Below are 22,203 nucleotides of genomic sequence, written 5' to 3' on the forward strand. Positions count from 1 at the left end.
TTAGCCCTCCAGCGATTTCGCGGCCGCATGGATCGCGGCACGGATGCGCACATAGGTGGCGCACCGGCAGAGATTGCCGTTCATGGCAAGATCGATGTCCTGATCGGATGGCTTCGGATTGAGCTCCAGCAGCGCAGTGGCGCTCATGATCTGGCCGGACTGGCAGTAGCCGCATTGCGGAACGTCGAGCGCAGCCCAGGCTTTCTGAACCGCGCCGCCCTCCTTGCTGTTCAGGCCTTCGATCGTCGTCACCTCGCTCTTGCCGACCGCGGAGACCGGCAGCGAGCAGGACCGCACGGTCTGCCCATCGAGATGAACGGTGCAGGCGCCGCATTGGGCGACACCGCAGCCATATTTCGTGCCGGTCAGGCCGACATTGTCCCGGATGGCCCATAACAAGGGCGTGTTGGGGTCGACATCGATCTGATGCTCGCGCCCGTTGATCTTAAGAGTGAACGCTGCCATTTGCCGCTCTTTCGTGAAACCCGGCGACTGCTCTCCAGCAGTCACTTTGGGGCGGAAACTTAGAGGCAGCTTAGAATGACTCGCAACTCACAGAGCCGTGGGAAGTAACGGAATATTTCTGAGCCGCTGCTGGAACTAAATCGAGCCAATTGCGTTTGATTGGGTTGGCATCGGCGAATAGTCGCAATGCGATGACTATGACGTGCATCTCACCTCGTAAGGCAGTTTCTCCCCAGCAAAGAACGCCGTGAGATTGGCCAGCACGCAAGCCTGCATGGCGACGTGAGACTCCTGCGTATTGCCGCCGATATGCGGGGTCAGCACCACGTTCGGCAGCTTCGTCAGTTCGCTCGGGGCATGCGGTTCGGTCTCGTACACATCGAGGCCGGCACCTGCGATCGCATGGCTCTTCAAGGCAGCAACCAGTGCCGGCTCGTCGATCACCGAGCCCCGGGAGATGTTGATCACGTAGCCGTCGGCGCCGAGCTTGGCGAGGAGATCGGCATTGACGACATGGTTCGTATCCGTGCCGGCGCGGACGGCGATCACGAACACACTGCACCATTCGGCGAGCGCGTCGAGGCTCGGCAAATATCGATACGGCAGGTCGTCGTAGCGCGTGCGGCTGAAATAGCCGACCTCGGCCTCGAAGGCTGCGACACGCGCGGCGATCTTGCGGCCGATCTCGCCCATGCCATAGATGCCGACCTTGCGGCCGGCAAGGCCCATCGGCGGCTTCATCAGGGGGGAAGGCTTGGCGGCGGCCCAGTCGCCGCTGCGCACATAGGGATCGACGACCGGGAGCCGCCGCATCGTCGCCAGCAACAGCATCATCGCAACGTCGCCGACCGACGACGCATTCGCGCCCGGGCTGTTGCCGACCACGATGTTGCGCGCGGCTGCAGCCTTGAGGTCGACGCCATCATAGCCGGTGCCGTAGCAGATGATGGCCTTAAGCGCCGGCAGCTTGTCCATGTCGGCCGCGCGCAGCGGCGTGCCGCCGGCTGTGATCAGCGCCCGAACCTGCGCCAACTCGTCCGCGGCGAACATCTCCTCCACTGGCTTGCCAACGGCATCGAGCAGGTCGAAATGCGCCGCGAAGCGCTGGGTCATGGATCGCGGAAGACGGGAATAGATCAGGACTTTGTCAGGCATGGCGCTCTCAGTCTGGCGCAGTTCACACGGCGCCCACTCATGGCGCCCCACTAAAGCAAGAGCGGGACCAGTTGCCTGGCCCCGCTCGCAATCTCTCTACAATGTCGCGCCGTATCAGGCGAGCACGGTGCCCGGCTCGACCTTGACACCCGGGCCCATGGTCGAGGACACCGCGACGCGCTGGACATAGGTGCCCTTGGCACCAGCCGGCTTGGCCTTGACGACCGCGTCCGCCAGCGCCTTGATGTTCTCGACCAGCTTGTCCTCGGCGAACGAGGCCTTGCCGACGCCGGCCTGGATGATGCCGGCCTTCTCGACCCGGAACTCGACCGAGCCACCCTTGGCACCCTTCACAGCGCCGGTGACGTCCATGGTCACGGTGCCGATCTTCGGGTTCGGCATCATGCCGCGCGGGCCGAGCACCTTACCGAGACGGCCGACCAGCGGCATCATGTCGGGGGTGGCGATGCAGCGGTCGAAATCGATATTGCCCGCCTGCACCTTCTCGACCAGGTCCTCCGCACCGACCACGTCGGCACCGGCAGCCCTCGCCTCGTCGGCCTTGGCGCCGCGCGCGAACACGCCAACGCGAAGCGTCCGGCCGGTGCCGTTCGGCAGCATCACCACGCCGCGGACCATCTGGTCGGCGTGACGCGGATCGACGCCGAGATTGATCGCGACCTCGATGGTCTCGTCGAACTTGGAGCTGGCGCGCTCCTTGATCATCTTGACCGCTTCGGGAAGCGCGTAGAGCTTCGTGCGGTCAATCCCCTCGCGGGCCTTCTTCAAGCGTTTTCCGATCGCCATGGCGCCTTACCCCGCAACTTCCAGACCCATCGAGCGGGCCGAGCCCTCGACCATCTTCATGGCCGCTTCGACGGTGTCGCAATTCAAGTCCTTCATCTTTTTCTCGGCGATCTCGCGCACCTGCGCTTTGGTCACCTTGCCGGCCTTGTCGCGGCCCGGAGCTTTGGAGCCGGACTGGATCTTGGCGGCCTGCTTCAAGAAGTAGGACATCGGCGGGGTCTTCATCTCGAAGGTGAAGGACCGGTCCGCATAGATCGTGATGACCACCGGGATCGGGGTGTTCTTCTCTTCCTTCTGGGTCTGGGCGTTGAACGCCTTGCAGAACTCCATGATGTTGAGACCGCGCTGACCGAGCGCGGGGCCGATCGGGGGCGACGGGTTCGCCGCCCCGGCCGGGACCTGCAATTTCAGGTATCCCGTTACTTTCTTTGCCATTGTTCAATCTCCAATGCGTCCGCGATTTTGCCTGTTGCGGACACCCGCCGAGGGCTCAACAGACCCTCAAGCGATGGTTTGGGACCGTGGTGCGGCACGCTTGGTCCGGCTTGGCAATGCCGGCCGTGCCTCCCACGAGCGGAATGCCCCCGACGCCAAGCCGGGAGCGATGCGCGCCCGATACACGAGATCGGGCGAAAAGGAAAGCCTCAAGCAGGGCGCGCGCCCTGCCCCAGCTCAACCGGCGATCTTCTCGACCTGGTTGAACTCGAGCTCGACCGGGGTCGCGCGGCCGAAGATCGAGACCGCGACCTTGAGCCGCGAACGGGCCTCGTCGATCTCCTCGACCACGCCGGAGAACGAAGCGAACGGACCGTCGGCAACCCGGACATTCTCGCCGATTTCGAACGAGACCGTCGATTTCGGCCGCTCCACGCCCTCCTGCATCTGATTCAGGATGCGCATGGCCTCGCCTTCGGAGATCGGCATCGGCTTGTTCTCGGCGCCGAGGAAGCCGGTCACCTTGGGCGTGTTCTTGATCAGGTGAAACGCCTCGTCGGTCAGCTTCATCTTCACCAGCACGTAACCGGGGAAGAACTTGCGCTCGGCGTCAATCTTGCGGCCGCGCCGCACCTCGGTGACCTTCTCGATCGGGACCAGCACCTGCTCGAACAGCTCCTCGAGCCCACGCTGCTTGGCCTGCTCGCGGATCGATTCCGCGACCTTCTTCTCGAAGTTCGAGTAGGCGTGAACGATGTACCAGCGCTTGTCAGCGGTCTGCGTTGCGGTCGCCATCAGTGAATGCCCAATACCAAAGTGACGAGATAGCGAATGATCTGATCGGCGGCGAAGAAGAAGATCGAGGCCAGCGCCACCATCACGAACACCATGATCGTGGTGATCATCGTCTCGCGACGGCTTGGCCAGGTGACCTTGGCGGTCTCCGAGCGCACTTCCTGCAGGAATTTGAACGGGCTGGTGGCCATCGTCGTGGGGTCCACATGGTCTTCAGACGATCAGGTCTTCGGACGATTAAAGAGTTTGCAAGGAATCCGAACAGTCTTCTTGAACAGCCATCTTCAGCCCACCCTCGTGTCGAGAGATGAGCCGGAGTGCGGGCTCGATTGTTCGGGGAGTGAAAAGCCGCGCCGGAAATCCGCTTTTGTGACGGGCCGGCAGCAGGTTGCGCGATATCTACTGTCAGACCGCGCAAAGGTCAAGATATGGGCAGATCACGCGCGCCGCGCACTGTCCTTCATGCCGTTCTTGGATTTGCGGCTTAAGTGCTTGATCTCGCTGGCAGGAGTGGAGAGGCTCGAACTCCCAACCCCCGGTTTTGGAGACCGGTGCTCTACCAATTGAGCTACACTCCTAGCGAACCGCGACTGCGTCGGCGGTTCGCGCCGGTTGAAGCATAGTCGCAGCCCCCAATGCAAGGGCGCAGTGGGGCAAATCCGCTGTTCAAACCACGGCATCTCGGCCAGACTTGATGCAATCCGACAACAAGCCTTCCGGGAGAGCCCATGACCGCGCCAGCCGCCCGCCCCTCGTCTTCCCTCCACACGCCGCCTTTGCCGCATGCAAGGCCTGAGCAGCTCGGGCTGTCGCCCGCCCGTCTGCAGCGGGCCTCCGACGCGTTCAAGCGGGAGGTGGACAAGGGAACCGTGCCCGGCGTCACCCTACTGGTCGCCCGCAAAGGCCAGGTCGGCTGGTTCGATGCGATCGGCCGGCAGAGCCCGGCGTCCGCCGCGCCGATGGCCAAGGATTCGATCTTCCGCATCTTCTCCATGACCAAGCCGATCGTCTCACTCGGCACCATGATGCTTGTCGAAGACGGCGAGCTCCTGCTCAGCGATCCCCTGGTCAAATTCATCCCGGCGTTTGCGAACCCGAAGGTCGGGGTCGAGATTGGCGGCCGCGAACTGGAGTTGATCCCGGTCGAAAGGCCGGTGACGATTCAGGACCTGCTCCGCCATACCTCGGGGCTCGCCTATGAGCACACCGGCACCGGCCTTGTGCACCAGCGCTACCAGCAGTCGCGGGTGCGCAGCCGCAAGCTCAGCAATGAGGAGCACGCCACGATCGTCGCCGGTCTGCCGCTGATCTGCCAGCCGGGCGCCGAGTTCAACTACAGCCGCTCCACCGACATCCTGGGCCGCGTCATCGAGGTCGTCTCCGGCAAGCCGCTGGGCAGCTTCATCACCGAGCGCATCCTGGCGCCGCTCGGCATGGCCGAGACCGGGTTCTTCACCGCGCCGGAGAATGCCGGCCGCCTCGCCGAGCCGTTCGCGACCGATCCCTGGACCGGCGAGTCGACGCAGCTCTTCAACATGCTCGAGCGCCCGACCATGGAATCCGGCGGCGGCGGACTGGTCTCGACCACGATGGATTATGCCCGCTTCTGCCAGATGCTGCTCAACGGCGGCACCCTGGACGGCGTCAGGCTGGTCGGCCGCAAGACCGTCGAGCTGATGGCCTCCGACCATCTGCCTCCCGGCTGTCGGATCCAGGGCAGCATCCTGTCGCCCGGTCACGGCTTCGGCCTCGGCTTCGCCGTGCGGACCCAAACGGGGCTGGCGCCCTTCCCCGGCTCGGCCGGCACCTTCTTCTGGAGCGGCATCGCCGGCACCTTCTTCTGGATCGACCCGAAGGAGGAGCTGTTCTGCGTGTTCATGGCCCAAGGCCCCGGCCAACGCGATTACCTGCGCACGCTGGTGCGCGATGTGGTGTATGCGGCGGTGGAGTGACGCTGGCCGCCGCGGAGCCGCTGTTGTCCTTGCGAGCGGGACGCTACCAAGTTTGCCGCGCTAAGGCGGCAACCACATCCGTCGTCCCGGCGAACGCCGGGACCTCGGCGCGAGCGCTTCGCGCTCGTCGCCATACCGCGTGATCTTTCGTGGAATGTCGCTACCAGTTGCTAGTCACATTCCGGCCGGTGGTTATGGGTCCCCGCTTTCGCGGGGACGACAGTTATGAGTGTGGCGGCACCACCGGCCTGACTAAGAGTGCCCCTCAACTGATCGTCGCGCCGCCGTCGATCACCATGGTCTGGCCGGTCATGAAGTTGCCGGCGGCCGAGCCCAGGAACACCGCGGCGCCCGCGATCTCGTCGGGGATGCCGATGCGGAGCATCGGTGTGCGCGAGGTCGAGGCTTTCAGGTTGTCCGGATTGTCCCACAGTGCCTTGGCGAAATCGGTCTTGATGAGGCCCGGCGCGATGCAGTTCACCCTCACATTGTGCGGCCCGTATTCGCAGGCGAGATTGCGCGCGAGCTGCATGTCGGCGGCTTTCGAGATCGCGTAGGCGCCGAGGATGGTCGAGCCCTTGAGGCCGCCGATCGAGGACACGATGACGACAGAGCCGTCCTTGCGGGCGATCATCTGCGGCACCACCATGCTGATCAGCCAGTTGTTGGCGACGATGTTGTTGTCGAGGATCTTCCGGAACTGGTCGTCGGAGATGCCAGCCAGCGGACCGTAATAAGGATTCGACGCGGCGTTGCAGACCAGCACGTCGATCTTGCCGAAGACGCGGTTGGACTCGTCGACCAGATGCTGCAGGTTCTCCTTGCTGGAGATGTTGGCCGCGACCGAGGCCGCTTTCCCCGCGCCGTATTTCGCGTTGATCTCTTTCGCCACTTGATCGCAGACATCAGCCTTGCGCGATGAGATCACCACCTTGGCGCCGTGCTCGGCCATACGCTCGGCGATGGCAAGGCCAATGCCGCGGGTCGAGCCGGTAATGACGGCGACTTTGCCGGTCATGTCGAATAGGGTCATTGTCGTTTCCTCCTTGGCCTATTTGAATGAGACTAGTTGTGTACCTTCAGCGCCGTCATGCTCCGCCCCCGGGTCGGCGCGTAGCGCCGCCCGAAGACAGGCTCCGGCGGAGCATCCAGTACGCCGCGGCGGTCGTGAGACTCGATGGCCGGTGATTACTGGATCGTCCGCCTTCGCGGGCGATGACAGCTGTGATCAGGGCTGCGCCGGCAATCCGCCCCATCCTTCACTCCTTCAGCTTCCGGTCACGCGCGCTTCACGCCAGCTTGCTGGTCGTCACCTCCGGCCCGGCCGGCTGATGCATTGCGGCGTGCGCGACGTCGGCCATCCAGGGCTGCTGATTGACCATCGGCAGGCGCCAAGTGCTGTTGTCACCGGCGGCGATATGATCGAGCCGCGTGACCGAGCAATTGTCGATATCGAAGGCCAGCGCCTTTTCGACCAGGCCGCCGAGCGCCAGGCCGACCGCGGCCTTGATGGTGCCACCATGACCGACGGCGATCACATCCCTGCCCGCCTGTTCAGCGCTGATCCGCGCGATCGCGGCTACGACGCGATTGTAGAGATCCAAAAAACTCTCGCCGCCGGGCGCGGGCTGATCGATCGCGGCAAACCAGTTGCTGCCGGCCGGTTGGCTGGCCAGGAAGGCCTTGCGATTCATGCCTTGCCACTGGCCGAGATTCTGTTCGGCAAAGGCGGCCTCCTTTGCCATCACAGCCGGCTGCGGAAAGCCGGTAGCCCAGATCGCCTCCGCGGTCTGATGCGTGCGCCTCAGATTGCTCGCATACCAGACCGCACTGCGCGGCAGGATCTTCGCCACCGCCTCGAACACGATGCGGTCGCTGGTGTCGCAGGCAATATCGGTCTGGCCATAGATGTTGCCGCCGTCGTCGCGGACCGGCGCATGGCGCACCCACCACCAGCGCGTGGTGACGACGCCTGGTCTGTCCTGATTGTCCGACATGAGGATCACCCTTCCCTCTCCAGCCTTGTGGCTGTACGTGAGTGACAAAGCCGTCTCAAGCAGCTTCGCATATTGAAGCATGTTTGAAACGGCGTTTGAATTCCATCGCGCGGACTGCGCCTGGATAGAACGAAGCAGGAGGAAACCATGGGCCGCCTCGAAGGCAAATCCGTCATCATCACCGGCGCGGGCAGCGGCATCGGCCGCGCCGCCTCGCTCATGTTCACGAAGGAAGGCGCCAGGCTGATCGCGGTTGACCGCACGGACGGCGTCAAGGAGACGGTCGATCTCGTCAAGCAGCAGGGCGGCGTCGCCGAGGCCGTGCTCGCGGATGCCGGCTCGGAGGCGGACGTGATCGGCTTCATCGACCGCGCGGTCGCAACTTATGGCCGGCTCGACGTGATCTGGGCCAATGCCGGCGTCTCCGGCGGGCTAAAGCCGATCGCCGAGCAGACGGTCGACCATTGGCAGGAGGTCCTGCGCGTCAATCTGATCGGCCCGTTCCTCGCGGTCAAACATGCGACCCCGCACATGGTGCGGCAGCAGCGCGGCGCGATCGTCTGCACGGCCTCGGTCGCGGGCCTGAAGGCGGGCGCCTCGGGACATCCTTATGCGGCGAGCAAGGCCGGCGTGATCAGCCTGGTGCAGACCACGGCCTATTCGCTGTCCGGCACCGGCGTGCGCATCAACGCGGTCTGTCCCGGGCTGATCGAGACTGGCATGACCAAGCCGATCTTCGACGGCGCCAAGGAGCGCGGCACCGAGGGCAAGATCGGCCAGCTCAATCCCTTAAAGCGCGCCGGCCAGCCCCACGAGATCGCCGCGATGGCCCTGTTCCTTGCCAGCGATGAGGCGTCCTATGTCAACGGCCAGGCGTTTCCAGTCGACGGCGGCCTAACCGCCTCGATGCCGTATACGGGCAAGCCGGTGTAGTCCTGCGGCAGCTGCCACGTATTCCGCTGTCGTCCCGGCGCACGCCGGGACCCATACTGCGGAGTCTCTCGAGGAAGCTCGCTGCCAGGCACCCGTGACATGATGGCCGTGGTTATGGAGCCCGGCTCGGCGCGCGGGAGAGCGCGCTTGGCCGCAACGACAGTCTGCGCTTCATCGACGCAGCAGTGGTAGCTGCGCGGCCATGCCATTCCGGTCCAACCCCTAGCCGCCCGGCACCAGACTTCGTCCTTGCGCGGGAGAATAGTCGACCGGCCTCAGCAGGCGGTCCTCGATCGTCCCGACCATCAGCCCATGCTCGGCATGCGTGACCCGCTTGATCTCCGTCCATTCGGCATCGGCCATGAACGCAGACCAGGCTGCAATCTTCGTCGCCTCGTCGGGCCACTCCAGCACATAGACGAACTCGGTGCGACCGCCGAACGTGGTCTCCCACATCGCGACGAACTTGAAGTCGTATTTCGTGCGCATGATGCGGGCGGCGTGATCGCGAAAGCGCGCATGAAACGCCGCCTTGTTGTACTCATAGATCTCGTAGATGCGAAGCTGCTGGATCATGATCATTCTCCTGGCGTGAGATATGGTGGCAGACAGAATGCTTGCCAGAGCATCGCGGGGATCAGCTGGTACTACACATCAAAAAATCTCGATGTCATCGACGAGAGCTACCAACGCGATACAATTTGTTACGCTTATGTGCGCGCACGTGACGTGCTCCCCAGGATAAGTTCGCAATCATCTTGGAGACCTCGCCATGACCTTCCGCCTGCTGTCGGATCCAACCGCTCGCGCGACGCAATCGCTGTCGAAGCGTCTCGTCACGATCGGGCTTGCGATCGGCCTCTGGGCGGGCACGGTGGTCGCCAGTGCCGCAGGCAGCACCGATGCAGGCAGCACCGATATTGTCATTCCGAGCCGCGACGGGCCGCGCAGGGCCATCGTCCAGGCCTCACGCCGCGGACCGCAGCCGACGGTCATCGTGTTGCACGGCGCGACCATGACGGCCGAAAGCACCATCCGCGTCTCCGGCTTTGCCGAGGCTGCGGCGCGTAACGACTTCGCGGCCGTCTTTCCCCAGGGGCTCGACCGCCAATGGAATGACCAACGGGCCGGAGGTCCCGGCGGCGCCGACGACGTCGCGTTCCTGCGCGCGCTGGTCGAACGCCTTGTTGTGGATGGCATCGCCCTGCCCGGCCATATCTATCTGGCGGGCATTTCCAACGGTGGCATGATGAGCTTCGCCATGGCCTGCAAGGCAGGCGATCTGTTTCATGGCATCGGCACCGTGATCGCCAACATGCCCGCCGGCATCGCGCCCTGTGATGTGCCGCCACTGCCGCTCGTCATGATCAATGGTACCGATGACCCGATGGTGCCCTATCAGGGCGGCGGCGTCGGCTTCTCGGGAGGTCGCGGCGAGGTCTGGAGCGTGAAACGCACCGCAGAGCTCTTCATCCGCCGCAACGGCTGCAAGGCGCATGAGGAGCAGGTGGTGCCGGGTCGCGGCTGGTCGGACGCAACGACAACGACCAAGGTGACTTGGACGTCCTGCCAATCCGGCAAGCCCGTCACGCTTTACCGGATCGACGGCGGTGGTCACCAGATCGCAGGCCGACGCGCCTTCCTGCCGCGCCTGCTCGGCCAGAGCACGTCTGATTTTTCGGCGGCAGATGAAATCCTCAAGATCTTCGCCAACGAGGAGCGGGCCACGGCGCAATTGTGAGCAGCGGCTTGGCCGCTTCGCCCGCACGTGTCAGAAGGTCACGAGACGGCAGTCCTCGGTCCCATATTCCGGCACAGCCGCGTGTCAGCATCGGGCGCGCGGTAATCGTCAGCTTCCCTTCACACCTCCGATCGGTGATAATCGACGGCAGGCTGGCCTCGGCGTGGTGATACCGCCGCTCTCGGCCTGACGAGCCGCGACAATCACAATTCCAGACTGCCATGCCAAGTGAACGTACCGATCGTATTCGCAAGCTTTTGGCCGACCTCGTCGGCTTCAACACCGTCAGCGACAAATCGAATCTCGCGCTGGTTGGCTATGTCGAAGTCTATCTCGCCGGCTTCGGCATCACTGCACGGCGAATCACCGATGACACCGGCCAGAAGGCCGCGTTGTGGGTGACGATCGGCCCGGCCGATACACCAGGCATCGTGCTCTCCGCCCACACCGACGTGGTGCCGGTGACGGGTCAGGACTGGAGCGCCGATCCGTTCACGCTGGTGGAGCGCGACGGCCGGCTCTACGGCCGCGGCGCCGCCGATATGAAGGGCTTTGTCGCGGTGTGCCTCGCCATGGTGCCGGAGGTGGCGCGCGCCAAGCTAGCTACGCCGATTCACCTCGCGCTGTCCTATGACGAGGAGGTCGGCTGTGTCGGCGTGCGTCCGTTGCTGGACGAGATCAACAAGCTCTCCGTCAAGCCGCTCGCCTGTCTGGTCGGCGAGCCCACACTGATGCAGGTCGCGATCGGGCATAAGGGCAAGCATGCGCTACGCGCGATCTTCCGGGGCCTTGCCTCTCACTCGGCGCTGGCGCCCCAGGGCGTCAATGCTGTCGAACATGCCGCCGACCTGATCACCGAGGTACGCCGCCGCGCGCGAGAGATCGCCGCCCACGGCACGCGCGACGAGCTCTATGAGGTCGCCCACACCACTATGCTGAGCAGCGTAATCCACGGCGGCACCGCGCTGAACATCGTGCCCGACAGCTGCGAGCTGCAGTTCGAGGTGCGCGGGCTCGGCGTGCACGAGGCCAAACAGCTGACCAGTGAGATCGTCGCCTGGGCCAAAAGCGAGATCGAGCCGGCGATGCGGCGCGGCCATCCCGACAGCGGCATCGACTTCGAAGACATTCTCGACTATCCCGCGCTCGACATGGCGGCCGATCACCCGCTGGTGACCTTCGCCAAGACGCTCGCAGGGCGCAACGACAACATCAAGGTCTCGTTCGGCACCGAGGCCGGGCTGTATGTGGCGATGGCCGACATCCCGACGGTGGTGATCGGCCCCGGCTCGATCACCCAGGCGCACAGGCCTGACGAGTTCATCGCGATCGCCGAGCTCGAACGCTGCGCCGAGATGATCGAGAGACTGATCGCGCAATGCGAGAAGGCGGACGGGCTTGAGGCGTTGCGGCGCGCTTGAGCTAACTGCGATGCGCCCAACTAAGAGAAGGCGCGCAAATCCATCCTCGCGTCATCCGCCGACACAGCATGCGGACGGATGGATTCCGGTCGCCGGTATCTTGTCCCGGACGCGGTGCGGCACTAAGTGACGCACCGCAGAGCCGGGACCCAGAAGACCTTGGCGGCGCTGTTCAGACATGCAATCTTAGATAGCACACTCTCCGCCGAACGGCCGTCCCGACATGCCCTTCTTCGTGTACATCCTCGCGAGCAAGCGAAACGGTACTCTTTATGTCGGAGTGACCAACGACCTTGTCCGCCGCATGACGGAGCACAAAGCCAAACTCGTACCCGGCTTCACGCGACAGTACGACGTGACCTTGCTCGTCTATTTCGAAGCTTTCGATTCGATCCTCGAAGCGCGAGCGCGTGAACATTCGTTGAAGCGTTGGCGACGTGCGTGGAAGCTCAAGCTGATTGAGCAAGACAATCCCAATTGGCGTGATCTGACCAACGAGCTGAACACTTTGGCGACGTGACTGGGTCCCGGCTCTGCGGCGCAGCACTTCGTGCCGCACCGCGTCCGGGACACAAGAGCGGCGCGCGAAAGGCGCAGCGCAAAGAACGGAATGACCGATATCTTGTCCCGGACGCAGTGCGGCACGAAGTGACGCACTGCAGAGCCGGGACCCAGAGCACCTCGGCAGCACTCTTCAGAGACGCAAATCTAGGTGGCGCTCCGACCCCGCCGTCTCGTATCCCGGCGTGACTGGCCGCGCCATGTCGCCGCGAGCAGCGATCCGGTTCAAGCGGCAATGCGCGCGCCGGGGATTATTTTTGCGCCTGTCCCCGAACCGCCTTCTTTTCCGGGCCGTCGAACCCCGCAAGCGGACCATTCCGGTTTCGCCGAACCGAAGGATGGATCACATGTCGATGAAATCAAGATTGCCCCTCGTTGCCTTGATCGGCGTCATTGCCGCGAGCGCCACGCCGATAACAGGCGCCAATGCGCGTCAGCTCTACCTTTCACCTTGCGACCTGGTCTCGTGGGGAGCCTGTGGCGATAGCGCGGTGACGGTGTCGCCCTCGATCAGTCGTTCCCGCGGTCGCGACATTTCGCCGACCTACATGAAGCAGAGCGACCCGCGCTACACGACGTCGATGACCAATGCCGGCGGGGGTGGCGGAGGTGGTGGTGGTGGAGGTGGAGGCCGCTGAGCGGGTCAGGCCTCGTTCAGTCACAGCCGAGCATTGAACAATGGATATCGTGTCCCGGACGCGGTGCGGCACGGAGTGACGCACCGCAGAGCTGGGACCTTGAAAGCTTCAGGCGGCACGACGGCGTGACCCCGCTCGTCCATCTCGAATCTTTCGAGTCGATCCTCGAAGCCCGAGCACGTAAACATTCGTTGAAGCGTCGGCGACGTCAGTGGGTCCCGGCTCTGCCGTGCAGCACTTTGTGCTGCACCGCGTCCGGGACACGAGAACGGCGCGATGATCTCGAAAGCGGCGCGGCAAAACAAGCGCGGCCATCGGCCGCGCCCTCGTGTTGTTCAAACCGCTCCCGCCTTCTGCGCGTAAGCCCATGAGGCCTTCGCCAGCGGCACGGTGCGCTTGGCGGATTCGATCGCCTTCGCATTGGCCGCGGTGCCGTCACGGATGCGCCCCGCAATGCCCTGCGTGATGCCGGCGAGGCGGAACATGTTGTAGGCGAGATACCAGTTGAGGTCGGGCATCTGAACGCCCGTGGCGTCGCAATAGATCTGCGCCGCCTCCTCCATGGTCGGGATATTGAGCGGCCTGGGGTCGACGCCCTCCAGGCCCGGCATCAACCATTGCATCAGGAGATACGTGAAGTCGGCCATGGGATCGCCCAGAGTCGACAGCTCCCAGTCCAGCACCGCAATTACGCGCGGTTCGGTCGGATGAAAGATCATGTTGTCGAGCCGGTAGTCGCCATGCACGATGGAGACGCGCTCCTGCTTGGGCAGCGTGCGCGGCAGCCATTCGATCAGCTTCTCCATCTCGGGGATGTGCTCGGTCTCGGACGCCCGGTACTGCTTGGTCCAGCGGTCGACCTGGCGCGCGAAATAGTTGCCTGGCTTGCCGAAGTCGGCGAGCCCGATCGCATTGGGATCGTACATGTGCAGCTTGGCCAGCGTCTCGATCTTGCTGGTAAAGATCGCGCGCCGCTGATCGGCATCGACATGCGGCAGGGTCGGATCCCAGAACACCCGGCCCTCCTCCATCGACATGATGTAGAAGGCCGCGCCGATGACGGAATCGTCCTGGCAGAGCGCATAGGCATGCGCGACCGGAAACCCCTGTTTGCCGAGCGCGGATATGACGCGAAACTCGCGGTCGACCGCATGCGCTGATGGCAACAATTTGCCGAACGGCTTGCGCCGCATCACATAGGACCGCGTCGGCGTGTTCAACCGATAGGTCGGGTTGGATTGGCCGCCCTTGAACTGCAGCACGGTCAAAGGCCCGGCAAAGCCCTCCACATGCTCCGCCATCCAGGCGGCGAGCTTGGCCTCGTCGAAGCGATGCCGCTCCTCAACCGGCTTGGTGCCGGAATATTCTTCGTCCTTCCTCACGGCATCAGCCAAGATGAGGCTCCCTGTCTTTCTTATTGCTCATTCTGGGCCCGATGCCCTGCGCAGAGCAGCTTCGTTGCCTTGGCGGCTAGCATCGCCCGGAATGACGGAAGAGCGTTAGCGACGCTCTTCCGTTCTCACTCAGTGGTTCGTGTTTGCATACTTCCGGATTTCGAGCCTGGCAATGGCGCGGTTGTGCACCTCGTCCGGACCGTCGGCGAGCCGCAGCGTGCGGATGCCGGCATAGTCCTTGGCAAGGCCCGCCTCGTCGGAGACGCCGGCGCCGCCGAAGGCTTGGATCGCCTCGTCGATGATCTTGAGCGCCATGTTGGGCGCGGCGACCTTGATCATGGCGATCTCGAGCTGCGCGGTCTTGTTGCCGACCTTATCCATCATGTCGGCGGCCTTGAGGCACAGAAGCCGCGTCATCTCGATGTTGGTGCGGGCTTCGCCGATGCGCTGCTCCCATACCGAATGCTCGATGATCTTCTTTCCGAAGGCGGTGCGCGACATCAGCCGCTTCACCATCTTCTCTAGCGCCTCCTCGGCCTTGCCGATGGTGCGCATGCAGTGATGGATGCGGCCCGGGCCGAGCCGGCCCTGCGCGATCTCGAAGCCGCGGCCCTCGCCGAGCAGGAGGTTGCTGACGGGCACGCGGACGTTCTCGAGCAGCACCTGGGCATGGCCGTGCGGTGCGTCATCGAAGCCGAACACCGGCAGCATCTTCTCGACCTTGATGCCGGGCGTGTCGAGCGGCACCAGGATCTGCGACTGCTGCTGATGCTTGGCGGCGGACGGATCGGTCTTGCCCATCAGGATCGCGATCTTGCAGCGGGGATCACCGACGCCGGACGACCACCATTTGCGGCCGTTGATGACATAGTGATCGCCATCGCGCTGGATGCGGGTCTCGATGTTGGTGGCATCGGACGAGGCCACCGCAGGCTCGGTCATCAGGAAGGCCGAGCGGATCTCGCCATCCATCAGCGGCCGCAGCCATTTGCGCTTCTGCTCCTTGTTGGCGTAGCGGATCAAGACTTCCATGTTGCCGGTGTCCGGCGCCGAGCAGTTGAACACCTCTGACCCCCAGGAGATGTGGCCCATCTCTTCGGAGAGCAGCGCATATTCGAGATTGGTGAGGCCCGCGCCGCGGAATTCGTCGTCCTCATGCTCCGACGGCGGCAGGAACATGTTCCACAGCCCTTCCGCCCTGGCCTTCGCCTTCAGCTCCTCCAGGATCGGGATCACCTTCCAGCGGTCGCCCTCGGCGTCCTGCTGCTTGTAGATCGGCACCGCCGGGCGGACATGCTTGGTCATGAAGCTACGTACGCGCTCCAGCCATTCCTGCTGCTTCGCCGACATCGTGAAATCCATCGGGCCCTCCTTCTCGTCTTTCCTCGCTTGTTTTGCCGCAGTGTTCGTCCGCAACCTGCGCGCCGCAAGCCTCTTGTTGCAGGCGCCGATCACGATGCGAGCTGCTGCAGCGCCGAAATGCCGCCTCGCGAAATCCCTCGCCTTGACATTCCGGCCGCCTCAAACGATAGTTTCATACAAATGTTTGAAAAGCAACTGCCGTCGTTCTGAGGCCATGGCCAGCGATCTGACCCGCACCGCGATCCTCACTGCCGCCGAGCGGCTCTATGCCGAACGCGGCTTCTCCGACGTGACCTTGCGCGACATCGTGGCGGCGGCGAACGTCAATCTCGCCGCGGTGAATTACCATTTCGGCTCCAAGGACGAGTTGATTGCCGAACTGTTCGTGACGCGCTCGATCGCGCTCAACCGCGAACGCCTGCGCGAATTACGGGCGGCGGAAGAGAAAGGCGGCGGCCGTGCCGAGATCAGCGACATCCTGCGGGCGCTGGTCGGCCCCACTTTGCGCGGCTGCCTGGGGCCGGAAAACGAGCGCTCCACGGCTGCGCGCTTCATGATCCGCGTCAACATTGAATCGGTGCCGCCGATCCGCCGAATCCGCAACCGCGAGATCGATCATTTGCGCAAGTTCATCGCCGCGATGGCGCGCGCCCTGCCCGGCTGCGGCGAGGTCGAGCTCTATTGGGGACTGCATTTCGCGCTCGCCATGGCGCAACAGACAGTGCGCGACAGCGAACGGCTTCAAAAGCTCTCGGACGGCAAATGCGATGTCGACGACGTCGAGGCCGTGGTCGAGCGCGTGGTGGCTGTTGCCGCAACGGCGCTGACGGGCGGCAGGCCGACATCCCTGCCCTCGGCTGCCGCCAAGCCGGCGCGCCAGCTGCAGTAACGCCGACGCGCGCCTTGCTTATTTTTTGCGCCTCTCAGATCATAGCGATGCAGTCGATCTCGATGTCGAACGGCCCGGTCCATTCGGGGATGCAGACGAAGATCCGCGCCGGCGGATTGTCCTGGAAATAGCGGGCATAGACCGCGTTCACCGCGCCGAAATACTTCGACGAGGTGCAGTAGATATTGCACTTCATCACATTGTCGAGCGTGGCGCCGGCCGCCTCCAGGCATAGTTTCATTTGTTCCAGCGCACGCTCTGTCTGCACGTCGATCGCAACGTGCCCAAGCTCGCCGGTGTCGGGATCGAACGGCGGCAGCCCGGAGACGAACACCATGTTGCCGGCCCGCGTCACCGGCGAGGCCCGGACCGTGCTCCATCGTTCGAGAAAGGACGAGATCGGCTCGACCCGCAGCGCTTCGCGTTTCATCTGTCATCTCCGCTTGTCAGGAGACGACAGGCTAGCCTCGCACCGCGCCATCATGCTTCGGAAGCGATCGAAGCATGCCCGACAGCCAGACTAGATCGCGCCCTGCGCCTTGAGCGCCGCGATCCTGCCCGCATCGTAGCCGAGTTCGCCTGACAGGATCTCCTCGGTGTGCTCGCCCAACAGCGGCGGCGCGCGATAGTCGGTGACCGGCGTCTCCGAGAAGGTCAGCGCGTTGCGGATCAGCGACAGGTTCGATTCGAACGGGTGATCGACCTTCACCTCCATGCCACGCGAGCGGACATGCGGATCGGCGAACACATGGGCGAAGTCGTTCACGGGGCCGCAGGGCACGCCGGCCTTCTCCAGCTCATCGAGCCAATGCGGCACCGTGTTCTTCAGGAACAGGCCGGCGAAGATCGCCATGATCTCCTTGCCGTTGACGACGCGGTCGTTGTTCTTGACGAATTTCGGGTCGGTCGCGAGTTCCGGCGCGCCGAGTACGGCGCAGGTGCGCGCGAACTGCGCGTCGTTGCCGACCACCAGCATCAGCTCGCCGTCGGAGCAGCGGAACACGCCGGCCGGCATGCCGCCATTGCCCCAGGTGCCGCGGCGCGGCGGCGACTTGCCGTTGATGAGGTAGATCTGGGCGTAATGCGACAGCGAGGCGATCACGGTGTCGAACAGGCAGACGTCGATATGCTGGCCGCCGCCACCATTGACATCGCGATGGTAGAGCGCAGCCAGGATGCCGATCGAGGTGTTCATGCCGGTCATGTAATCGACGATCGACGGGCCGACCTTCATCGGCCCCGCCCCCGGCTCGCCGTCCATGTGACCGGTGACGCTCATCAAGCCACCCATTGCCTGGAAGATCGCGTCATAGCCGGCGCGCGGCGCATAGGGCCCGGTCTGGCCGAAGCCGGTCACCGAGCAGTAGATCACGTCCGCGTTGACCGCGCGGATCGCTTCATAGTCGAGGCCGTAGCGCTTGAGGTCGCCGACCTTGTAGTTCTCCATGAAGACGTCGCAGTCCTTGGCGAGCTCGCGGATGATCTCCTGGCCTTCCTTGCAGGCGATGTTGACCGTGACCGACTTCTTGTTGCGGTTGGCGCAGAGATAGAAGGAATTGTTGTTGTTGACCTGGCCCTCGGGATCTCTGAGGTAAGGTGGGCCGAAGGCGCGGGCGTCATCGCCGGTGCCGGGCCGCTCGATCTTGATCACCTCGGCGCCGAGATCGGCGAGCATCTGCGCGGACAAGGGACCTGCAAGCACGCGCGTGAGATCGAGAATCTTGATGCCAGACAGCGGCAGAGCCGACATGAACCTTCCTCCGGGAGCCTTATTCCTTGTCGCGGGAACACCGAGCATCCCCCCGCGAAGCTTCCCTCGCGGATACACCATTTTCAGACCAAGAGCACTGCGCTGTCGGCATGCCGCCATCCCGCCGGCTCTGGCGAGGTGATACGGCGTGCCTTCAACGGAATGGGCAGGCCGGTCGCCTCATAGCGAGGGAATGTCGGCTGCGGCCGCCTCGCGCGCCTGGGCGGCGAGCCGGATCGCGGCGTTGGCTGCGCCGAAGCCGTTGTAGTTCCGCCGCTCGACGATCTCGAAGAAGAAGCGCTCCTCGAAGGCGCGGGTGTAGATCTGAAAGAACTCGCCCTCGCCGTCCCGGTCGTAAAGGATCCTGTTGGCGCGGAGCGCCGCGATCGTGGCGGGGGCGAGGTCATATCGGGCCTCGATATCGTCGTAATAATTATCGGGGATATCGAGGAACGCGGCGCCCTGCGCCCGCAACTCCGCCACCGTGGCAAAGATGTCGGTGCAGGCAAAGGCGATGTGCTGCACGCCGGAGCCGAAGAATTCGTCGATGAAGCGGGCCGACAGTGTCCGCCGCGCCTGGGAACCGTTGAGGATGATGCGCAGGCTGCGATCGCCATTGATCAGCGCCTGGCTGTGGACGAGGCCCCTGATGTCGGCAATCTCAAGCTGCGGCATGCGGGCGAGATCGAGAATGCCGGTGTAGAACAGCAGCCACGACAGCATCTCCTCATGCGGCATCGACTGCGAGATGTGATCGACGGCGGCGAGACGATCGGAAGCGTCCTGATGCTCGACGGTGACAAAGTCGACGTCCCAGTTCGTATCGCCGGTGTCGAGGAAATAAAGCAGGCTGCCGCCGACGCCATGAATCGCCGGAATCTCCAGTTCGCCCGGCCCGACCGGCTGGTGGAAGGTCTTGGCTTTCAGCGCCTCGGCACGCGCCATCACGGATCCGGCATTGGCAACGTCAAGGCCAATGGCGCAGACGCCCGGCCCATGCGTGACATAATGCGAATGGGCAAAGCCGGTCGGATTGGCGTTGATGACCAGCTCGATCGCACCCTGCGACCAGCGCTCCACCGCCTTGCTGCGATGCTGCCCGGTCTTGCGGAAGCCGAGCTGACTGAACAGCGACGCCAGCGCGGCCGCGTTGGACTCGTTGACCGCGAATTCGATGAAGCTGACGCCGCGGCTCACCGCTTTGGGCGGAAGCGCCGTGGACATGGCCGCCGGCGCAGCCGCCTGCGCCTCCTCCAACAGGATCAGCGAGCGCATGCCGTCGACCGCGGTCCGCGCGGCGGAGCCAGCCCGGAATTGGTCATTGAAGATCTCGAGCGACAGCGGCCCGGCATAGCCAGTCGCCTGCACGGCCTGCATGAAATCGGTCACCGGCAGGTCGCCCTGCAGCGGAAAGCAGCGGAAGTGGCGGCTCCAGGACAGGACATCGAGTTCGAGACGCGGCGCGTCCGCGAGCTGCACCAGGAAGATCTTGTCGGCCGGGATCGACCGGATGGTGCGCTCAGGGAATCTGGGCGCGAGCGTATGGAAGCTGTCGAGGATGATGCCAATAGCGGGATGATCGGCACGCCGCACGATCTCCCAGGCGTCGCGGTGGTCGCTGACGTGACGCCCCCAGGCGAGCGCCTCATAGCCGACGCGCAGGCCGCGCTTGGCGGCGCGCTCGCCGAGCGCACGGAAATCATCCGCCGCTCGGTCGATACCGCCGAGCGATAGCGGCGAGACATTGCTGCAGACCAGCAGCAGATCGGTGCCGAGCTCCTGCATCAGGTCGAATTTGCGCTCGGCGCGCACGAAGTTGCGCGCGCGTTGCGGCTCGGGCATGCCCTCGAAATCGCGGAACGGCTGATAGGCGCAGATGATGAGCCCAAGATCGGCGCAGAGCTTAGCGATCTCGCGTGGCCGGGCGCCGAACGAGATCAGATCGTTCTCGAAGATCTCCACCGCGGTGAAGCCGGCGGCGGCGATGGCGCGCAGTTTCTCGTCAAGCGCGCCGCTGATGGACACCGTGGCGATCGAGCGCTGGTTCATAGCGACGTCCTTCCTGTCTCTTGTCTCGTAGGGTCGTCAAAGCGAAGCGTACCCACCACTTCTATGCGTACTCGACATCGCGGTGGGCACGGCGCTCCGCGCCTTTGTCCACCCTACGCCAATCATGCCGCCGCGTATCGCCTCGCCATCACGCCATCAAAGGCCCGCGCCATCGCGTCCGCAGAGGGCGCCATGCCGGTGAAGAGCTGGAAGGCATCGGCGGCCTGATAGATCGCAAGATCGCGGCCGCTCATCACCTGCGCGCCCTTGGCCTTAGCGGCCGATAGCAGCGGCGTCCACAGCGGCGAATACACCGCATCCGCCACCCACAACCCGGCATGCAGCAGCGTGTCCGGCACCGGACTGTCACGGTTCGGCAGCATGCCGACCGGCGTGCCGTTGACAAGCCCGACGGCACCGCGCAGTGCAGCACCGACATTGTCCGCCACGCTGACGCCTGGATGGTCGCGCAGCAGCGCCGCCAGCACATCCGCCTTGGCGCGGTCGGCATCGACGATGCGCAGCTCGCTCACACCGAGGCTTGCAAGCGCAAATGCGATCGCCTTGCCGACCCCGCCGGCGCCGACCAGAGCCACCGGCCCGCGGCCTGATGCCGTGACCAGCGGCGCAACGGCGCGCGCAAAGCCGGTCGTGTCGGTGTTGTGGCCGACCAGCCTGCCCTCGCGCACGACAACGGCATTGACCGCGCCAATCGCCTTCGCCTCCGGCGCTAGTTCGTCGAGCAGCTCGACCACGGCCTCCTTGTAGGGAAACGTGACGTTGACGCCGGCAAAGCCCATCTGCCTGACACTGTCCAGCAGGCCGCGCAGCCGTTCCCGGTCAGCGCCGGCAACCTCGATCAGCTGATAGTGACAGCGCAGGCCGAGCGCGCTGGCTGCCTCCTCATGCATCGCGGGCGACGCCGAATGCTTGATCGGCGCGCCGATCAGGCCGGTGAGAACATGGGGTTGCGGCGGGGCCGAGGACACAGGTATTGCGGGCTGGGCCGCTTCGGTCCCGCCTTCGCCGCCGAGATAGGCCAGCACCATATCGACGATCTGCTGCTTGTTGCGCATGCTGGTTTCGGCCTCCGCAAGATCGCGATTGAACAAGGCACCGAACGTGTACTGATTGGCGACGCGGAAGAAGCAGAACGAGCTGATCGCAAGATGCAGGTCGATCGGGTCGACATCGCGCCGGAACACGCCCTCCACACGGCCACGCTCAAGAATCCGCCGCAAGGTCGCGATCACGCTGGCGTTGATCTCGCGCAGCTGCGCGCTGTGCTTCAGATGCTTGGCATGGTGGATGTTCTCGATGCTGACGAGGCGGATGAAGTTCGGGTTGCGTGAATCGTGCTCGAAGGTCGCCTCCACCAGCCGGCTGATCGCCTCGACCGCGCTGCAATTGCGGGTGTCGAGGCTCTCCTCCAGCTCGCGGATGCTGCGATAGGCCTCCTCCAGGACAGCCAGATAGAGCTGCTCCTTGCCGCCGAAATAATAGTAGATCATCCGCTTCGAGGTGCGGGTCTTGGCCGCGATGGCATCGACCCGTGCGCCCGAATAGCCCGATGTCGCGAATTCCGTCGTCGCGACATCGATGATGTTGCGGCGGGTCGCATCCGGGTCGTTCTTTCGCCGGCTCGGCTTCGGCTCCATGGCGGTCCGTTCCAACATGATCACCCTCTAAACATTAGCGAATTTGGATCGATCGTGGGGCCCTGCAGCGAATGCCCGTCACCGCGAACGAACGGACTTGAAACGAACTAGTTCGTACATTATGGTTCGCTCATCAAGAATGCAACCCGGATGGTTGGCGCGGTCCCAAAAATGATCTCGCGCTGGCTCTCTGGGCCAAAT

22 protein-coding genes, 1 tRNA gene and 1 pseudogene are annotated in these 22,203 nt (G+C 64.1%); 7 read left to right on the forward strand and 17 right to left on the reverse strand.

Annotated elements, in window-relative coordinates; translation table 11 throughout:
• From ACQR1W_RS29635 to ACQR1W_RS29665, 7 genes are all read right to left on the reverse strand, one after another.
• A complete protein-coding gene (locus tag ACQR1W_RS29635) occupies window positions 1–465 on the reverse strand; it encodes a (2Fe-2S)-binding protein (RefSeq protein ID WP_434854084.1) in 465 nt (154 codons plus the stop codon).
• A gap of 195 nt (window positions 466–660) precedes the next feature.
• Window positions 661–1,620 carry a 2-hydroxyacid dehydrogenase gene (locus ACQR1W_RS29640; protein ID WP_434854085.1) on the reverse strand — a complete coding sequence of 320 codons (960 nt, stop codon included), beginning with the start codon at window positions 1,618–1,620 and terminating at the stop codon, window positions 661–663.
• Window positions 1,621–1,734: 114 nt separating this feature from the next.
• Window positions 1,735–2,427: a 50S ribosomal protein L1 gene (rplA, locus tag ACQR1W_RS29645; protein WP_008971730.1), complete on the reverse strand. Its 693-nt coding sequence runs from the start codon at window positions 2,425–2,427 to the stop codon at window positions 1,735–1,737.
• A 6-nt stretch (window positions 2,428–2,433) separates the two neighbouring features.
• Window positions 2,434–2,862 carry a 50S ribosomal protein L11 gene (gene rplK / locus ACQR1W_RS29650; RefSeq protein WP_035982612.1) on the reverse strand — a complete coding sequence of 143 codons (429 nt, stop codon included), beginning with the start codon at window positions 2,860–2,862 and terminating at the stop codon, window positions 2,434–2,436.
• A gap of 237 nt (window positions 2,863–3,099) precedes the next feature.
• Window positions 3,100–3,657, reverse strand: a complete 558-nt coding sequence (gene nusG / locus ACQR1W_RS29655) for a transcription termination/antitermination protein NusG (protein WP_008971732.1) — start codon at window positions 3,655–3,657, stop codon at window positions 3,100–3,102.
• The gene (gene secE, locus ACQR1W_RS29660; protein ID WP_035982613.1) at window positions 3,657–3,848 is read right to left on the reverse strand and encodes a preprotein translocase subunit SecE; all 192 of its coding nucleotides are present in this window, start codon (window positions 3,846–3,848) and stop codon (window positions 3,657–3,659) included. Before secE ends, nusG begins: the two co-directional genes overlap by 1 nt.
• 311 nt (window positions 3,849–4,159) lie before the next feature.
• Window positions 4,160–4,235, reverse strand: a tRNA-Trp gene (locus ACQR1W_RS29665).
• A 150-nt stretch (window positions 4,236–4,385) separates the two neighbouring features.
• Between ACQR1W_RS29665 and ACQR1W_RS29670 the strand changes: the two genes are divergently transcribed.
• Window positions 4,386–5,609, forward strand: coding sequence for a serine hydrolase domain-containing protein (locus ACQR1W_RS29670; RefSeq protein ID WP_434854086.1), 1,224 nt, complete (start codon window positions 4,386–4,388; stop codon window positions 5,607–5,609).
• Window positions 5,610–5,874: 265 nt separating this feature from the next.
• On the opposite strand, the gene ACQR1W_RS29675 is transcribed toward ACQR1W_RS29670, so the two are convergent.
• Window positions 5,875–6,642, reverse strand: a complete 768-nt coding sequence (locus ACQR1W_RS29675; RefSeq protein WP_434854087.1) for an SDR family NAD(P)-dependent oxidoreductase — start codon at window positions 6,640–6,642, stop codon at window positions 5,875–5,877.
• A 256-nt stretch (window positions 6,643–6,898) separates the two neighbouring features.
• The gene (locus tag ACQR1W_RS29680; protein WP_434854088.1) at window positions 6,899–7,606 is read right to left on the reverse strand and encodes a histidine phosphatase family protein; all 708 of its coding nucleotides are present in this window, start codon (window positions 7,604–7,606) and stop codon (window positions 6,899–6,901) included.
• Between the two features lie 147 nt (window positions 7,607–7,753).
• Here ACQR1W_RS29680 and ACQR1W_RS29685 point away from each other — a divergent pair, with 147 nt between their 5' ends.
• Window positions 7,754–8,539 carry an SDR family NAD(P)-dependent oxidoreductase gene (locus tag ACQR1W_RS29685; protein WP_434854089.1) on the forward strand — a complete coding sequence of 262 codons (786 nt, stop codon included), beginning with the start codon at window positions 7,754–7,756 and terminating at the stop codon, window positions 8,537–8,539.
• A 222-nt stretch (window positions 8,540–8,761) separates the two neighbouring features.
• Here ACQR1W_RS29685 and ACQR1W_RS29690 read toward each other — a convergent pair whose 3' ends face one another.
• Window positions 8,762–9,115, reverse strand: coding sequence for an NIPSNAP family protein (locus tag ACQR1W_RS29690; RefSeq protein WP_434854090.1), 354 nt, complete (start codon window positions 9,113–9,115; stop codon window positions 8,762–8,764).
• A 196-nt stretch (window positions 9,116–9,311) separates the two neighbouring features.
• Here ACQR1W_RS29690 and ACQR1W_RS29695 point away from each other — a divergent pair, with 196 nt between their 5' ends.
• The 4 genes from ACQR1W_RS29695 (at window position 9,312) to ACQR1W_RS29710 (ending at window position 12,900) form a co-directional block, all read left to right on the forward strand.
• Window positions 9,312–10,280, forward strand: coding sequence for an alpha/beta hydrolase family esterase (locus tag ACQR1W_RS29695; protein WP_434854091.1), 969 nt, complete (start codon window positions 9,312–9,314; stop codon window positions 10,278–10,280).
• Between the two features lie 221 nt (window positions 10,281–10,501).
• Window positions 10,502–11,701 carry an acetylornithine deacetylase gene (gene argE / locus ACQR1W_RS29700; RefSeq protein ID WP_434854092.1) on the forward strand — a complete coding sequence of 400 codons (1,200 nt, stop codon included), beginning with the start codon at window positions 10,502–10,504 and terminating at the stop codon, window positions 11,699–11,701.
• Between the two features lie 223 nt (window positions 11,702–11,924).
• Complete coding sequence (locus ACQR1W_RS29705) at window positions 11,925–12,221, forward strand: GIY-YIG nuclease family protein (RefSeq protein WP_434854093.1); 297 nt, start codon at window positions 11,925–11,927, stop codon at window positions 12,219–12,221.
• A gap of 388 nt (window positions 12,222–12,609) precedes the next feature.
• Window positions 12,610–12,900, forward strand: a complete 291-nt coding sequence (locus ACQR1W_RS29710; protein ID WP_434854094.1) for a hypothetical protein — start codon at window positions 12,610–12,612, stop codon at window positions 12,898–12,900.
• A gap of 335 nt (window positions 12,901–13,235) precedes the next feature.
• On the opposite strand, the gene ACQR1W_RS29715 is transcribed toward ACQR1W_RS29710, so the two are convergent.
• Window positions 13,236–14,294, reverse strand: a complete 1,059-nt coding sequence (locus ACQR1W_RS29715; RefSeq protein WP_434854095.1) for a phosphotransferase — start codon at window positions 14,292–14,294, stop codon at window positions 13,236–13,238.
• Between the two features lie 129 nt (window positions 14,295–14,423).
• A complete protein-coding gene (locus ACQR1W_RS29720; protein ID WP_008967309.1) occupies window positions 14,424–15,656 on the reverse strand; it encodes an acyl-CoA dehydrogenase family protein in 1,233 nt (410 codons plus the stop codon).
• A 214-nt stretch (window positions 15,657–15,870) separates the two neighbouring features.
• Here ACQR1W_RS29720 and ACQR1W_RS29725 point away from each other — a divergent pair, with 214 nt between their 5' ends.
• The gene (locus tag ACQR1W_RS29725; protein WP_434854096.1) at window positions 15,871–16,545 is read left to right on the forward strand and encodes a TetR/AcrR family transcriptional regulator; all 675 of its coding nucleotides are present in this window, start codon (window positions 15,871–15,873) and stop codon (window positions 16,543–16,545) included.
• Window positions 16,546–16,579: 34 nt separating this feature from the next.
• Here ACQR1W_RS29725 and ACQR1W_RS29730 read toward each other — a convergent pair whose 3' ends face one another.
• The 5 genes and pseudogenes from ACQR1W_RS29730 to ACQR1W_RS29750 form a co-directional block, all read right to left on the reverse strand.
• The gene (locus ACQR1W_RS29730) at window positions 16,580–16,975 is read right to left on the reverse strand and encodes a RidA family protein (protein ID WP_434854097.1); all 396 of its coding nucleotides are present in this window, start codon (window positions 16,973–16,975) and stop codon (window positions 16,580–16,582) included.
• A 90-nt stretch (window positions 16,976–17,065) separates the two neighbouring features.
• Complete coding sequence (locus ACQR1W_RS29735) at window positions 17,066–18,295, reverse strand: CaiB/BaiF CoA transferase family protein (RefSeq protein WP_434854098.1); 1,230 nt, start codon at window positions 18,293–18,295, stop codon at window positions 17,066–17,068.
• Between the two features lie 180 nt (window positions 18,296–18,475).
• Window positions 18,476–20,344 carry a bifunctional sugar phosphate isomerase/epimerase/4-hydroxyphenylpyruvate dioxygenase family protein gene (locus tag ACQR1W_RS29740; protein ID WP_434854099.1) on the reverse strand — a complete coding sequence of 623 codons (1,869 nt, stop codon included), beginning with the start codon at window positions 20,342–20,344 and terminating at the stop codon, window positions 18,476–18,478.
• A gap of 122 nt (window positions 20,345–20,466) precedes the next feature.
• Window positions 20,467–21,339 (reverse strand): shikimate dehydrogenase, encoded by an 873-nt coding sequence (locus tag ACQR1W_RS29745; RefSeq protein WP_434854301.1) that lies wholly within the window; start codon window positions 21,337–21,339, stop codon window positions 20,467–20,469.
• A 60-nt stretch (window positions 21,340–21,399) separates the two neighbouring features.
• A pseudogene (locus ACQR1W_RS29750) lies at window positions 21,400–22,020 on the reverse strand (TetR/AcrR family transcriptional regulator); the annotation flags it as partial.
• Window positions 22,021–22,203 lie beyond the last annotated feature (183 nt).

Source organism: Bradyrhizobium sp. HKCCYLS1011 (assembly GCF_051167795.1).
In the GTDB taxonomy this organism is placed as follows: domain Bacteria; phylum Pseudomonadota; class Alphaproteobacteria; order Rhizobiales; family Xanthobacteraceae; genus Bradyrhizobium.